The organism is Vibrio sp. E150_011 (genome assembly GCF_053544015.1).
Genome location: NZ_JBHFOL010000003.1, coordinates 461,271 through 474,365, shown reverse-complemented (window position 1 = coordinate 474,365; position 13,095 = coordinate 461,271). Strand labels below are relative to the sequence as shown.

Here is a 13,095-nt window from a genome sequence, read left to right as displayed (position 1 = left end):
GCCGACCAATATTCAGCACTTAACCAATGGTGAATCATTTGGTCTGATTTTTCGGATAGGTTGCTCAGTACTTAGACGATCGATCACGTATTATTTGCGTTGCCTTCAATTAATGAAATATGCGCCTTTGAGTCGTGGGGTATTCCTGCTTGAATAGTGCGGTAAATTTTGGATAAAAAAGGATCTCTATCCAATGAAACAACAACGCCACTCATCACGCCTAAATAACGTCACAGCGCTCGGGTTATCAGTCATATATGGATTGTTCACTTTTGCGCTACTTCGCTATGTATTACCGAATCATATCGGAGTCGGAAGTGAGGTCGGTTCGGCACTGATTGCATTAGCCTCTGAATTCTCTCTACCCATCGCGCTACTTTGGTTTCTTCCTCACGCACGGAGCACTGCGAAAAATGCTCGCCAAGCTCAGCTTTCTTAGTACATGATTGGAATTTCCAACTAGTTATTTTTCGATGAACATTAAGTGATAATATTTGTTTCCGGTGTTTATTAACTAATTAACAACAAGTTACAAGTAGACAGCGGATTGCGACTGAAAGTGTGAGCAAGATCAACTTGATCCTACAATATAGCGGTGTTAATGTGGTCCGCGATGACGAAAACATGACCACAAGGAGTGTGCTTTGACGAGTATTCAAGTGAGTCGTTGGCTAGTGGAATCTTGCCCAAAAGTTTTGGAGCAAAAGATCATCTCAGCTTTCGCCTACCGAGAAATGAAAGGATCGATTTCTGACATGGAATTGTGCCAAATATTTGGAGAAACTGTGTGGAAGAGCGGTGATAATTATCACACGCATGCGGTTTCAATTTATGTGAATGAAAACGAAAAACGCTGTCGAATAACTCCAAGGCTATCCGTCGCCTAACGCAATAAAAAAGGTCTACCAACAGGTAGACCTTTTTTATTGCTCTCATTTTTTATTCAGTACTACGCTGTGAACACAGAGATGGTCACTTCAAACCATTATTTTGGTAGATAGACTCCAGTGTGTCGTCTTTTCGCTTCCACAGTGCATTCAACCAATGGTGGAAGCGTCGTTTGAAGGCTTTGTCCTTGAAGTAATCACCATTTAGATTCTCATCCATCGGATAAACTTCAATTTTAACAACGACTTTGGTGAGTCGCCCTTTCAATAAATCTTCGAACGGGTTTTCTCTGTTTTCTGGATACGCTAAGGTAATATCAACCACGCCATCTAGAAGTTGGTTCATCGCATTCAAAGTGAATGCCACCCCGCCTGTTTTAGGCTTTAATAAGTGACGATATGGCGTCTTGCCTGATTGAACCTTGTCTACGCTGTAGCGCGTTCCTTCAACAAAACTGATCATGGTTGTTGGAACATGTTGAAACTTTTCACACGCCTTTTGAATCGCATTAAAATCATCGTTACGGCGCTCTGGGTGCTTCACAAGATACGATTGAGAGTGACGCTTCATGAATGGCATATCCAGTCCCCAACATGCCAGCCCAACAAATGGAACATAGAGTAAACTCTGCTTAAGCAAAAACTTACACATTGGCATTTTGTCTTTCATCACTGAACTGATAATTACGATATCCGTCCAACTCAGATGGTTAGATAGCAGCATGTACCACTGTTCTTGAGATAATTCTTCACCACCTTCAATCTGCCAATCAATATTGTTGTTAAGGTTCAGCAACCATAAGTTGACTGTCGCCCAGACCCACATTTGTTTATTCGCTAAACTCGTCATTGTTTTTTGCACGAGGTGAAGCGGCAATATCAATTTGATAATGGAAAGCGTTGACACCACGACAGCTGTGATCGCCGTGTTCAGAATCACCAGAAAAGAATTGAGGAATAAGCGCAGATTACTAAACATACTTTTTGTTACGATTTCAAAAAAGGAGGCTAATGATACCAATTTTTTCCGCCCAGTGAAGCAAAGCTTGTCTCATGGGCGTATTTTATTAAGATCCTAGTACCATTGTAAGATAGGTTAAAAACTCTAATTTTAACCTAACCATCCAGAATAATGACCAACTAGATATAGACAAACCCCTGCCATTCCGCCCGCAACAATATCATCGATCATAATCCCAAGACCGCCATGAACACGTTTATCTAGCCAACCAATAGGCCAAGGTTTAACCATGTCGAAAAACCTAAATAATACGAAACCTGCGATTAACCATTGCCATTCTGTCACGGGAATATTCAATGCAGGCACAATTAACATCGTGATCCAAAAACCAGAAAACTCATCCCAAACTATAGAACCATGATCGTGCACGCCCATATCATCGGACGTGACTTGGCAAATCTTAATACCAACGATGCACGAAAGTACGACAAGAATAATGTACAAGCTCAAAGGAAGCTGAGCCAACAGTAGAAACAAGGGTACGGACGCCAATGTTCCCATCGTGCCTGGAATGATGGGGGATAACCCGCTACCAAACCCCGTCGCGAGAAAGTGCCATGGGTTTTTTAATGAAATAAGACTTAATGGGTTTGTCATGTTGTCACCTTGAAATGGTCAAAGCCCTTTACGTTCCAATCTAAAGGGATATTATTGCGGTGGAGATCAAGCTGGCCAGTTCCGGTTATTCGACCAATACAGCTAAATGGGGTATTTGAAAGTGCCACTTCGAGTTGGCCACGGTTCGCTTCTGGAACCGTGAAACACAATTCGTACTCTTCACCACTCGTCAATGCATAGTGTTGAATAAGGTCTTCGTCGTGCAAAAACAATTGTAGATCTTTTGATGTGGGTAGCGCAGCAACATCGATGCGCGCTCCAACCTCAGAACGAGTCAAGATATGCCCTAAATCCGATACCAGACCGTCGGAAATATCAATTGCAGAAGACGCAATATCACGCAGAGCAATCCCTCCTAGCACCCGTGGGGTTGCCATAAAGTGGCTCTGGATAAGTCGTTCGTTCAATTCTATGTCATCACTAACGCGCTGGTTCAATATTACGTCGAGTCCCGCTTTCGCGTCGCCTAATGACCCCGTCACATAAATCCAATCACCAACATTAGCACCACTGCGAGTCAGTCCTTTTCCCTCAGGAAGCGTGCCTTGAACGGTAAGTGTAATAGTAAGTGGACCTTTTGTCGTATCACCACCAATAAGCTGAATGCCATAGTAATCGGCAAGCGCAAAAAAAGACTGACAAAAGCGAGCCAACCACGCTTCGTCTACATCAGGGAGTGCTATGCCCATAGACACCCATGCTGGGGCAGCGCCCATGGCCGCCAAATCACTAATATTTGATGCGAGCGCTTTATGGGCAATATGAGCAGGATCAGCATCCGCAAGAAAATGCGTTCCTGACACGAGCATATCGGTACTGATGGCGAGATGACTATGGTGTGCAGGCGCGACAATGGCGCAATCATCACCTTGGGCAAGGATGACATCTTTGCGCTGCTGTTGCTGATGGGAGAAATATTTGTCGATTAAGCTAAATTCACCGGGCATAGTGATTATTGATTCCACGATTAGATGCCCAGAGTATATAAAAAAGGCCAGCATAATGCTGACCTTTTTAGAATAAGACGAACTTTAATTGTTACTTTCTACGTACGCTTGGCGCGGCTTTATCAAGCACACCATTCACGAACTTATGGCTATCTTCAGCAGCAAATACTTTTGCTAGTTCAATAGCTTCGTTGATAACAACTTTGTAAGGGACGTCTTCACGACTTGTCATTTCGTACATAGCTAGACGAAGCAACGCCAGTTCCATCATATCGAGATCTTGCATTGGGCGAGATACGAATGGGCGCAGTTTGCTGTCTAATTCTGTGTGATTCAACGCGACACCCGTGAGCAAATCACGGAAATACACAACGTCAGTCTCTGGTGCGCTTAACGCTGGCTCGGCAGCATGATGCTCTTCTTCATCATACTTACCACCTGACAAGAATTGTTCTTCTACATTGGCAACATTTTCTTTAGTAATTTGCCAAGAATAAATTGCTTGCAGAGCAAATTGACGTGCATTACGACGTGCGGCTGGTTTCACACTGGCCCCCATTAGGAATCGATTTCAGAAAGAACGTTGATCATCTCGAGTGCGCTTAGTGCAGCCTCTGCACCTTTATTACCAGCCTTGGTTCCGGCGCGCTCAATAGCTTGATCGATAGTATCAACAGTCAAAACACCGAATGCAACTGGTAGGCTGAACTCCAGAGACACTTGTGCAAGACCTTTATTACACTCACTACAAACATAGTCAAAATGTGGCGTACCGCCACGAATCACTGTACCTAGTGATACAATAGCGTCAAATTTGCCAGTTTTAGCAACGCGTTGAGCTACCAATGGCAGTTCAACAGCACCAGGACAACGAACAACAGTGATGTTGTCTTCGCTTACCTGACCATGACGTTTCAAAGTATCGATCGCACCAGACAATAGGCTTTCATTAATAAAGCTATTAAAACGGGCAATAACAATCGCAATTTTTGCGTTTGGTGCAGGGAAGCCACCCTCGATAACTTTCATATACTTTCCTTATAAACTATGTTCATCTCGCGAGAATCGCCGGATTCTAGCACAACTCAATTATTAATATCTAGCTCAAACTTCCTTAAGCCCTATCATTTAAGGCTCAAAGAAAAATGAATCGACCCATAAAACACGGGCACTTTCATCCGTAGAACATAAAAGTGCTGATTTTCTATTCAGTTACATACTCGGTGACCGTCAGACCGAAGCCACCCAGTGCATGATACTTCTTATCAACAGACGAGAGTAATCTCATCTCATGTACACCCAAGTCCGCCAAGATTTGAGACCCAACACCCACTCGACGCGATGTGCCTTGTTTTTTAGCCATGGTTGGGGCTTGACCGCTATCTTGTTGCTCGAAGACTTTAATCTTATGGACAATCGATTCGGTGGTTTCTTCGTTACCAAGAAGTACCAACACACCACCATCACTACCAATACGTTTCATCGCTTTATCAAGTGTCCAGCTACGTTCTGAATTACGATCTGAGCGAAGGATATCAGTAAACGTATCTTGTAAATGCACTCGCACGAGCGGCGTTTGTTGCGTAAGGTCCCCACTGCACATTGCATAGTGAATCTGGTTATCAATCGTGTCACGGTAAGTGACAAGCTCAAACTCACCGAATTCGGTCGGGAGATGGCACGCAGCAACACGTTCTATCGTGGTTTCGTTGTTATTACGATATTCAATGAGGTCGGCGATGGTCCCGAGCTTAAGGTCGTGTTTCTCAGCAAAGATTTCTAGATCTGGACGACGAGCCATGCTTCCATCATCATTAAGAATCTCAACAATCACCGATGCCGCTTCAAACCCTGCGAGTTTAGCAAGATCGCAGCCCGCTTCGGTGTGACCCGCTCGAGTGAGCACGCCACCATCTTGCGCGGCAAGCGGGAAAATATGCCCTGGTTGCACTAAATCTGCCGCCTTAGCATCTTTGGCAACAGCAGCTTGAACAGTGCGCGCGCGATCAGCCGCTGAGATGCCTGTTGTCACACCCTCTGCCGCTTCAATAGAGACGGTAAAGTTGGTGGTATACTGGGCATTGTTATCTTGAACCATTGGTGGCAGTCCCAATAGTTCGCAGCGCTCTTTGGTCATGGTCAGACAAATCAAACCACGGCCATGCGTTGCCATGAAGTTAATGGCTTCAGGCGTCACATGCTCAGCCGCCATGATAATATCACCTTCATTCTCACGATCTTCGTCATCCATCAAGATGACCATTTTTCCTAGTCGAATATCTTCAATGATTGCTTGGGGCGTACTAATTGGCATATCACATTCCTGTTATTGATTTGTTGGCTACTGCATTTCCGTATCTCTATACGAATTACCGTATCACTAAATTAGCGAATCGTAACGCGAAACTATTTCATCGGCATACTCAATACTTGTCGTACTAGTGAGATTACTAGATCTCAACGTAACGAGATCTCAAGGCGACTATGTTTCAAGAGAATCCGCTGCACATAACGTCGTCTTGTATCGATGACTTACGTTAGTGTTTACTTTGTGCTGTTTTCAATTTCCGGTTTTTACATCAAGCGAAGCCGTTTTGTTGTAAAAACTCCATGGAAAGACGAGACTCAGGCTCACTCTGCGTATGATTTTGCAGCAATCGTTCCATATAGCGAGCCATCACATCCACCTCTAGGTTGACTTTACGGCCAACCTGAAAACGATCGATTGTTGTTTCTTCTGTCGTATGCGGCACAATCGTGATCTTCAGTGCATTTTTTCTCAGACCATTCACTGTCAGGCTAATACCATCCACTGTAATCGAGCCTTTTTCAGCCACATACTTATTGAGTTCACCTGGCATCTGGATCCAAAACTCAATGGCACGACCCACGTGTTGACGTTCTATGATTTCACCCACACCATCAACGTGACCAGATACGATATGACCACCAAAACGCGTTGTTGGGAGCATGGCCTTTTCTAAATTAACCTTTTCACCGACTTGATAATGAGCAAAACCGGTTTTATTTAGCGTTTCTACCGACAAATCGGCGGTATAAGTGGTGGCGGTGTGCGCCGTTACCGTGAGACAAACGCCGTTTGTCGCAATGCTATCTCCTAGCTTTACGTCGCCCATGTCCAGCTTACCTGCCTCAACATGGATACTAATATCTTCTCCGCGAGGAGTAATGGCCTTAAGCGTGCCAATTGCTTCAATAATACCTGTAAACATCTGTCTTAAATTCTACTTAGTAATGGGTGACGTCGCCGCTGACGCCGTTGGTGTCACAACAGTCGGCATCGCGACAATGCGAATATCTTGCCCGACCATGCGAACATCTTTTATGACCAAATTAATGGTGTCTTGCATAGATTGTAGACCTAAAGCGCCAATCAGACCGCGACCATCCGACCCCATCAGTTTAGGTGCCAGATAAACAATGATTTCATCAACGAGCTGCTGTTGAATCAACGCACCCGCCAATGTAGCGCCAGCTTCCACCCACACATGGTTTATCTGTTGTTCATCGGCCATAGCTGACAAGGTGTGAGTTAAGCTCAATTGGCCACATTCCGTCAACGGTACATTAATGTCTCCGCCTGACTCAGCAACACGAAGTACGCTGCCTACACTTTGAAAAAGCGCTAGGTCGCTAGAAAGACGGGCTTGTTTGTCTAGAATAACTCGAGTGGGTTGGCGTAACTGTGATGGTGTTATGGTATCAGTAACGTGACTCGGTAGCTCATTCCAGCGCACATTGAGGGAAGCATTGTCTTCAATAACGGTTTGACTGGTAGAAAGAATCGCTGCCGCTTGAGCTCGATAGGCTTGAACATCGCGCCTTGCAGCCGTTCCCGTTATCCATTGGCTACGGCCATTAGCAAGTGCGGTTTGGCCGTCAAGACTGGCCGCCATTTTCAGCTGGACGAACGGCTTGCCCGTTTCCATTTTCTTCAGAAAACCGCGATTCAGTGCTCTCGCGTCTTGCTCAAGGAGCCCAACATAGACCTCAATACCTGCCTCACGCAGCATGGTAAATCCCCGCCCTGCGACTTGAGGGTTAGGATCCGACATGGCACAGATAACCTTAGTGACGCCCGCTTTAATGAGACCTTCCGCGCACGGTGGTGTGCGACCATAATGAGAACAAGGCTCTAGGGTGACATAAGCGGTTGCACCTTGCGATTGTATACCCGCCATTCGAAGTGCATGAACCTCAGCATGTGGCTCGCCCGCTTTTTGGTGGTAACCTTCGCCAATGATATGGTCGTCGCGCGTCAACACGCAACCTACATTTGGGTTCGGTGCTGTTGTAAAACGCCCCTTACTGGCTAAGGTAATTGCGCGACTCATCATTTGATAATCAATGGCGCTAAATTGAGGACAAGCCGTATGTGATTGTGTCATTAGAGGTATTCTCTACTTATTAATCAGTCTTCTAGTCGGGCGATTTCTTCGCCAAACTCTCGAATATCTTCAAAGCTACGATAGACCGACGCAAAGCGAATATAAGCGACCTTATCAAGTTCCTTAAGCTGGGCCATGACAAGGTTACCTATCATGTCACTCGGTACTTCACGCTCGCCCGTTGCTCGCAATTGAGACTCAATATGACTGATAGCAAGCTCTATGGAATCGGCACTAACAGGGCGTTTCTCTAATGCACGCTGTATACCGCCAACCATTTTATCTTTGTTAAATGGTTCACGGTTGCCATTTGATTTAATGACTTTAGGCATGACCAGCTCTGCAGTCTCAAACGTCGTAAACCGTTCACTGCACGCCAAACATTGTCGTCTACGGCGAACTTGATGGCCGTCAGCAACCAATCTGGAGTCGATAACTTTTGTATCATTTTCTGAGCAAAAGGGACAATGCATAACACCTCCTAAAAGTGAAAGGTCAGTTTATCGAAATTCAACCCATTAAGAAATCTACTATTTCAGCTTCTCGACTGGATTACACGACGTAACCCTGAATCGCGTCACATTCCTGCCAACCAAACTCAACCATTAGATGATGCCAGACATCATCAAAGCGCGCCTTTATGACAATCTCTTTCTCTAAAATCGGATGAACAAACCTCAAAGACGAAGCATGCAGCATCAATCGGCGAGCATTAAAGTGCTCACGAAACAAGCGATTATGTTTACCATCACCATGTGTCGTGTCCCCTATTATCGGGTGACTCAAATGATGCATGTGTCGTCTTAATTGGTGCTTACGCCCTGTTTCTGGCTTCATTTCCACTAAGCCGTAACGACTGGTCGGGAATCGCCCCGTCGAGTAGGGCACTTCCACTTGCGCTAATGGCTCATAAACGGTGACCGCGGGTTGCGCTTCTTTATCTTGCGTGGCGAATTTGTCAGCAATCTTGTCCAGTTCCAGTTTGAGCGCATAATCGAGTCGATCTCCCTCTTCGATCCACCCTCGCACAATCGCATGATAGGTTTTTTCCATTTCATGTTCCGCAAACATTGGCATCGCTTTGGACGCCACTTCGCTAGATAAGGCAAACAATAAAACACCTGATGTCGGCCTATCTAAACGATGAAGCGGAAAAACATGCTGACCTATTTGATCCCGCAAGGTCTGCATTACAAAGCGAGTTTCCCCTTTATCCAACCAAGAGCGATGAACAAGCATACCCGCAGGCTTATTGACGGCGATCAGATACTCATCTCTGAAAATAATTTCCAAAGGAGGCACTGGAGCTAACGCATTCTTGGCGTTTGTGTCATCAGTACTGTCGACATTATTGCTGTTCACTGTATCAGCAGTGCTAATTACATCGCTCGTGTTCATGACATCGATAGAGCTAGGCACATCGTTAACGTTCTTTGTATTTGAGTCCGTCTTTGGGGTAGTCATACGTTAGATGCTCCATCAATTTTTTTTAACACATGAATCACGTCTTGATACTGCGGCATACTTTGCCAAACTTGTTCGAAATAAGGTGTGATTTCAAATTTACTCGGTAGCGGCTGTCCACGTAACAGCATGGCTTCGATACGATAAACAAATACCCACTGAAGCCACTCTTCCGGCGCGAGTGTATCGATAGCGAAGGGTTGCGTACTTTGCAGTTTTTCCATTGCTGGCATATCAGCTTGCCAAAGACTATGGAGAACCATGACCTGTTTTAATTCTTCAATATGTTGCTTCATGTTCAATATCTGAGTTGTTAGGTTGAATTAACGCAATGAAAAGCAACCATGACCTTGAAAATTCGCGATAGAATACCATCTATTGCTCTATACCCAAACCGTACTAGGAACAACGCCATGGATACCATTCATACTTTGACCGATCTACTGAACAACAGTGGCTGTCAATATCACGTCTACGACCTGTCGCGTCGGGTACAACGCATCGATAATCAACAATTTGCTAATGTTGAACAAGGCCGCCAACCCTACCCATTCCCTATTCAGCGTAAAGCGCAGTTCGCGGTCGCTTATTGGAATGAAGAGAAACAACCGTGGATTTGGTTCCTAACGTTTAACCTCGATGAGCGCGGCTTACTCAATCAGGGCGATGTCGGACAGTTTATTCAATTTGTCGTTGAAGCCATGGGATCTCGTCTGAGCAAAGAGATGACCGAGGATCAACAGCAAAAGCTGTCTAATAATCCATTCACGTTCCGCCCAAAGGACGACAAACTCGCTATATTCCATAGCCTATTACGCGCCGAGCTTTCTCTATCCACCAGCCAGTACTACGCCCACGCGCAAGAGTATTTCAAGGGCAACCTCGGATGGGAGAACTGGCAGACGGTCGGCTTACAAGGCATTACTGATCTTGCGGCTAGGTTAAGTGAAGACGACAATGGCCGTATTGTTCGCGCAAGTTTACAACACCTCGCCAGCGAGCCCAAATATGCGCTTCTAGGTGCGCTTGAGCATGTTGCTTTGCCAGGTAAACTTTCAAGCACCCTGCTTGAACTTGCAGAAGACGAATGTGAATCGACCGATGTCGACCTATTTTTAGTGTCGGCTTACGTGCGAGCATTAGCCGGCGGAAAGTCAGAGCAATTAGAATCATTAGTCGGTCGTATTCTTGCCAGCGACGTGCTCAGTCATACTGAAATTTTAATCGCCATTGCTGGGCGAGCTTGGTTACCCCTAACCACGCCAACGCTGGCTAACCAATACCTGGTTAGACTTGCAAAGACAGGCGATCAAGCATTGTTTAGCCAAGTATTTGCCGACCTCGTCATGATGCCAAGTTTAAGGCTCGTATTGTTGCCGCTGCTGCATTCAACGCCTTCTCAAGAACTGACTCAAGCTTTGGTTGCCTTGCAGCAATCCACAGCATCAGGCCGAACACACTAAGGAATTGCCGTGATCGACAACTTATTAATGATTTTGGCGCTGAGCCTATTTTGTTTTTTCTTTTGGCAACAAAGACGGCAATCTGAGATTGCTAAGGCCGCAGTAAGCCGTCGTTGTAAGGAATTAGATTTGCAAATGCTCAGTGTCTCATTCAGTTCGCACCGACTCCGCGATGCGAATGGACGTTTCGGCTGGCATACTATTTATGAATTTGAGTTTTCGGCACTGGGTGATGACTATTATCAAGGAAAGGTGCTGATGAAGGGCTTTTATGTGTTGAATTTTCATATTCCTCCTTACCGAATGTAGTTGTAAATGCCAAATAGGGGCCATGGTCGTTGGTATATTGGCCGCTCAGCTCAAAACCAAACTTCTCCAACAAATGAATCGAAGAATGATGGCCAACATCGACGTTGGCTGTCAAACGCCGAACCCCAAGCTCACTGCAGGCTGTCGGAATAAAGCGCTGAAGCACTTCCGTCGCGATGCCTTTATTCCAATACTGTTTATCAAACAAAAAACCCAACTCTGCGTGCCCGTTAATGTCATCGACAAAAACGTGCCCAAGCAATTCACGCGTTCTAATATCTAAAACAGCCATAGAAAACAACTTAGGTTCATCAAGTAATGTCTGAAAGAGTTGTCGAGCCGAACTGAGTGTATGAGGCCCATTCATATGTTCGCGGTTTTTGGCGCACACATTCAGCATCAGGAAATCCGATTCCAAGTGCTTTGTGTAAGGGACGAGAAGTGTCCTAAGTGTCGCGATGGTCATAAATACATTCCTTTGAGTTCACTCGTTGTAGAAGCAAATAAGGAAGCGGGGAAATAATATAAAAGAAAAGCCCCAATACTTGCGTATTGGGGCTATGGTCTTACTCGCAGCAATCCGGCTACTATAGGTGCTCCATGCATCATCCGTAATAGTGGCTGAATCCTTCAGCTATATCCTTTCATCGCTGTCCTAGCGGTGTCCATATCATCCAATGACGCTAACTTTCCTAGTCAGCTCGCTTCACTTGTTCCCTGAGCGGTGTCCTTGTACATCATCCTGATGTTGATCCTTGCACTCTCCTGAGTGTGTCCTTTTCCTTTTAAACCATCATCCTGACAGTTTTTACGCATCCAGCGTTTGTCCTTACATCCTTGCTAGTTACTTTTCCTTTAGTAACTAAATCTTCTTCCTGAAGATGACCTTCCTGTGTCGTTCCTGTTCCGTGTCAGCATCCTTCCGACAAGTTCTAATTTACGCGATTCGGGCTTTTAGACAATATACGCTGGAAAAATATTTTTATTTCGCACTATTGAAATAAACACAAAACCCATAACAATCAGCAATATGGAATAAAATCAACAGATAATACCTTGTGATTTTTCTCTTTTTCTCACAGCTCGTGTGAGAGATCTCGCACACAAGATTTCCACTTTCCCTTGCCTCTTATTTTTGTCGAAAACGAACAGTGTGAGCGAACTAACATTTTCTTGAGCTGTACCCTCAAGCCATTCAAATGTAATATCGGTTGATACCCTGTTTGATGGATAAAAACCATGTTAACGAAAGATGTTTCTGCCGAGATTCAAGCGGTGTTAGCAACCTTGAGTAAAGAAGGCAAAGAACCCACGGTCGCTTTAGTTAAAGGACGCCTCACAACAAAGGTTCCTATGCCTGCGTTGATTACTGTCATAAAATCATGGAAAAATAATCAACACGTGCCTAAAGTGGAAATCGCCGCTGATGCTGACGCATTAACTCAGCACGCACGCATCGAGGCACTAGAAGCACAGGTCGCACTATTAACAACAAGATTAGAAAAGTTGGAAAATACACATGGTTAAAATTTGGGTCGATGCCGATGCGTGTCCTAAGGTCATTCGTGAAACGCTTTGCCGCGCCGCAGAAAGAACAGGCCTAGTCTGCACGTTTGTCGCCAATCATACTGTCCCAGTACCAAAGCGAGACAACATTCACTCAATTACAGTGCCAGCTGGCTTTGATATTGCAGATAATGAAATCGTTCGTCGCGTGGAAGCCGGGGATTTAGTGATCACCTCAGACATCCCTTTAGCGGATGAGGTCATCACCAAGAATGCGTTAGCACTTAGTCCTCGCGGGGAGCTGTATACAAAAGAAACCATCAAGGCACGCCTTAATATCCGTGACTTTATGGACACCATGCGCTCCAGTGGTATTCAGACCGGAGGGCCGGCGCCTTTAGGTCAAACTGAGCGACGTGAATTCGCTAACAACCTTGATCGCTTCTTGGCAAAAGCACAACGTTCATAGAA

The 13,095-nt window shown here is 45.2% G+C and carries 17 protein-coding genes; 5 read left to right on the top strand and 12 right to left on the bottom strand.

What is annotated here, in order from left to right:
- Positions 1 to 193: 193 nt before the first annotated feature.
- On the top strand, positions 194 to 439 hold the full coding sequence (locus tag ACE1OE_RS08225) for a hypothetical protein (protein WP_449210672.1): 246 nt from the start codon (positions 194 to 196) through the stop codon (positions 437 to 439).
- Positions 440 to 972: 533 nt separating this feature from the next.
- On the opposite strand, the gene ACE1OE_RS08220 is transcribed toward ACE1OE_RS08225, so the two are convergent.
- From ACE1OE_RS08220 to ACE1OE_RS08170, 11 genes are all read right to left on the bottom strand, one after another.
- Complete coding sequence (locus ACE1OE_RS08220; protein WP_449210671.1) at positions 973 to 1,866, bottom strand: acyltransferase; 894 nt, start codon at positions 1,864 to 1,866, stop codon at positions 973 to 975.
- Between the two features lie 132 nt (positions 1,867 to 1,998).
- Positions 1,999 to 2,505, bottom strand: a complete 507-nt coding sequence (gene pgpA, locus ACE1OE_RS08215; RefSeq protein ID WP_449210670.1) for a phosphatidylglycerophosphatase A — start codon at positions 2,503 to 2,505, stop codon at positions 1,999 to 2,001.
- Positions 2,502 to 3,473 (bottom strand): thiamine-phosphate kinase, encoded by a 972-nt coding sequence (gene thiL, locus ACE1OE_RS08210; RefSeq protein ID WP_449210696.1) that lies wholly within the window; start codon positions 3,471 to 3,473, stop codon positions 2,502 to 2,504. Before thiL ends, pgpA begins: the two co-directional genes overlap by 4 nt.
- A 91-nt stretch (positions 3,474 to 3,564) precedes the next feature.
- A complete protein-coding gene (nusB, locus tag ACE1OE_RS08205) occupies positions 3,565 to 4,032 on the bottom strand; it encodes a transcription antitermination factor NusB (RefSeq protein ID WP_102468715.1) in 468 nt (155 codons plus the stop codon).
- Positions 4,032 to 4,502 (bottom strand): 6,7-dimethyl-8-ribityllumazine synthase, encoded by a 471-nt coding sequence (ribH, locus tag ACE1OE_RS08200; RefSeq protein ID WP_004734398.1) that lies wholly within the window; start codon positions 4,500 to 4,502, stop codon positions 4,032 to 4,034. Before ribH ends, nusB begins: the two co-directional genes overlap by 1 nt.
- A 175-nt stretch (positions 4,503 to 4,677) precedes the next feature.
- Positions 4,678 to 5,787, bottom strand: a complete 1,110-nt coding sequence (gene ribBA / locus ACE1OE_RS08195) for a bifunctional 3,4-dihydroxy-2-butanone-4-phosphate synthase/GTP cyclohydrolase II (RefSeq protein ID WP_102468716.1) — start codon at positions 5,785 to 5,787, stop codon at positions 4,678 to 4,680.
- A 265-nt stretch (positions 5,788 to 6,052) separates the two neighbouring features.
- Positions 6,053 to 6,706, bottom strand: coding sequence for a riboflavin synthase (locus ACE1OE_RS08190; protein WP_449210669.1), 654 nt, complete (start codon positions 6,704 to 6,706; stop codon positions 6,053 to 6,055).
- A gap of 12 nt (positions 6,707 to 6,718) precedes the next feature.
- A complete protein-coding gene (gene ribD, locus ACE1OE_RS08185) occupies positions 6,719 to 7,882 on the bottom strand; it encodes a bifunctional diaminohydroxyphosphoribosylaminopyrimidine deaminase/5-amino-6-(5-phosphoribosylamino)uracil reductase RibD (RefSeq protein ID WP_449210668.1) in 1,164 nt (387 codons plus the stop codon).
- A gap of 23 nt (positions 7,883 to 7,905) precedes the next feature.
- On the bottom strand, positions 7,906 to 8,355 hold the full coding sequence (gene nrdR, locus ACE1OE_RS08180) for a transcriptional regulator NrdR (RefSeq protein WP_102468719.1): 450 nt from the start codon (positions 8,353 to 8,355) through the stop codon (positions 7,906 to 7,908).
- Between the two features lie 79 nt (positions 8,356 to 8,434).
- Positions 8,435 to 9,346, bottom strand: a complete 912-nt coding sequence (truC, locus tag ACE1OE_RS08175) for a tRNA pseudouridine(65) synthase TruC (RefSeq protein ID WP_277869431.1) — start codon at positions 9,344 to 9,346, stop codon at positions 8,435 to 8,437.
- Positions 9,343 to 9,642, bottom strand: coding sequence for a YqcC family protein (locus ACE1OE_RS08170; RefSeq protein ID WP_449210667.1), 300 nt, complete (start codon positions 9,640 to 9,642; stop codon positions 9,343 to 9,345). Before ACE1OE_RS08170 ends, truC begins: the two co-directional genes overlap by 4 nt.
- A 117-nt stretch (positions 9,643 to 9,759) precedes the next feature.
- Here ACE1OE_RS08170 and ACE1OE_RS08165 point away from each other — a divergent pair, with 117 nt between their 5' ends.
- Both ACE1OE_RS08165 and ACE1OE_RS08160 read left to right on the top strand, forming a co-directional pair.
- Positions 9,760 to 10,809: a DUF3549 family protein gene (locus tag ACE1OE_RS08165; RefSeq protein WP_449210666.1), complete on the top strand. Its 1,050-nt coding sequence runs from the start codon at positions 9,760 to 9,762 to the stop codon at positions 10,807 to 10,809.
- 9 nt (positions 10,810 to 10,818) lie between these two features.
- Complete coding sequence (locus tag ACE1OE_RS08160; RefSeq protein WP_102468722.1) at positions 10,819 to 11,118, top strand: DUF3301 domain-containing protein; 300 nt, start codon at positions 10,819 to 10,821, stop codon at positions 11,116 to 11,118.
- On the opposite strand, the gene ACE1OE_RS08155 is transcribed toward ACE1OE_RS08160, so the two are convergent.
- Positions 11,009 to 11,584: a GNAT family N-acetyltransferase gene (locus tag ACE1OE_RS08155; RefSeq protein WP_449210665.1), complete on the bottom strand. Its 576-nt coding sequence runs from the start codon at positions 11,582 to 11,584 to the stop codon at positions 11,009 to 11,011. The genes ACE1OE_RS08160 and ACE1OE_RS08155 overlap by 110 nt on opposite strands.
- 773 nt (positions 11,585 to 12,357) lie before the next feature.
- On the opposite strand from ACE1OE_RS08155, the gene ACE1OE_RS08150 reads away from it, so the two are divergent.
- Entirely contained in the window at positions 12,358 to 12,645 is a 288-nt protein-coding gene (locus tag ACE1OE_RS08150) for a hypothetical protein (protein WP_372059432.1), read from the top strand.
- Entirely contained in the window at positions 12,638 to 13,093 is a 456-nt protein-coding gene (locus ACE1OE_RS08145) for a YaiI/YqxD family protein (protein WP_102468725.1), read from the top strand. The genes ACE1OE_RS08150 and ACE1OE_RS08145 overlap by 8 nt, the downstream gene beginning before the upstream one ends.
- Positions 13,094 to 13,095: the final 2 nt, after the last annotated feature.

What these genes read in the sequence shown, in the direction of transcription:
- ACE1OE_RS08225 (WP_449210672.1), top strand. Translation starts at nt 194, where the DNA reads ATGAAACAACAACGCCACTCATCACGCCTAAATAACGTCACAGCGCTC.
- ACE1OE_RS08220 (WP_449210671.1), bottom strand. Translation starts at nt 1,866, where the DNA reads ATGTTTAGTAATCTGCGCTTATTCCTCAATTCTTTTCTGGTGATTCTG.
- pgpA (WP_449210670.1), bottom strand. Translation starts at nt 2,505, where the DNA reads ATGACAAACCCATTAAGTCTTATTTCATTAAAAAACCCATGGCACTTT.
- thiL (WP_449210696.1), bottom strand. Translation starts at nt 3,473, where the DNA reads ATGCCCGGTGAATTTAGCTTAATCGACAAATATTTCTCCCATCAGCAA.
- nusB (WP_102468715.1), bottom strand. Translation starts at nt 4,032, where the DNA reads ATGGGGGCCAGTGTGAAACCAGCCGCACGTCGTAATGCACGTCAATTT.
- ribH (WP_004734398.1), bottom strand. Translation starts at nt 4,502, where the DNA reads ATGAAAGTTATCGAGGGTGGCTTCCCTGCACCAAACGCAAAAATTGCG.
- ribBA (WP_102468716.1), bottom strand. Translation starts at nt 5,787, where the DNA reads ATGCCAATTAGTACGCCCCAAGCAATCATTGAAGATATTCGACTAGGA.
- ACE1OE_RS08190 (WP_449210669.1), bottom strand. Translation starts at nt 6,706, where the DNA reads ATGTTTACAGGTATTATTGAAGCAATTGGCACGCTTAAGGCCATTACT.
- ribD (WP_449210668.1), bottom strand. Translation starts at nt 7,882, where the DNA reads ATGACACAATCACATACGGCTTGTCCTCAATTTAGCGCCATTGATTAT.
- nrdR (WP_102468719.1), bottom strand. Translation starts at nt 8,355, where the DNA reads ATGCATTGTCCCTTTTGCTCAGAAAATGATACAAAAGTTATCGACTCC.
- truC (WP_277869431.1), bottom strand. Translation starts at nt 9,346, where the DNA reads ATGACTACCCCAAAGACGGACTCAAATACAAAGAACGTTAACGATGTG.
- ACE1OE_RS08170 (WP_449210667.1), bottom strand. Translation starts at nt 9,642, where the DNA reads ATGAAGCAACATATTGAAGAATTAAAACAGGTCATGGTTCTCCATAGT.
- ACE1OE_RS08165 (WP_449210666.1), top strand. Translation starts at nt 9,760, where the DNA reads ATGGATACCATTCATACTTTGACCGATCTACTGAACAACAGTGGCTGT.
- ACE1OE_RS08155 (WP_449210665.1), bottom strand. Translation starts at nt 11,584, where the DNA reads ATGACCATCGCGACACTTAGGACACTTCTCGTCCCTTACACAAAGCAC.
- ACE1OE_RS08150 (WP_372059432.1), top strand. Translation starts at nt 12,358, where the DNA reads ATGTTAACGAAAGATGTTTCTGCCGAGATTCAAGCGGTGTTAGCAACC.
- ACE1OE_RS08145 (WP_102468725.1), top strand. Translation starts at nt 12,638, where the DNA reads ATGGTTAAAATTTGGGTCGATGCCGATGCGTGTCCTAAGGTCATTCGT.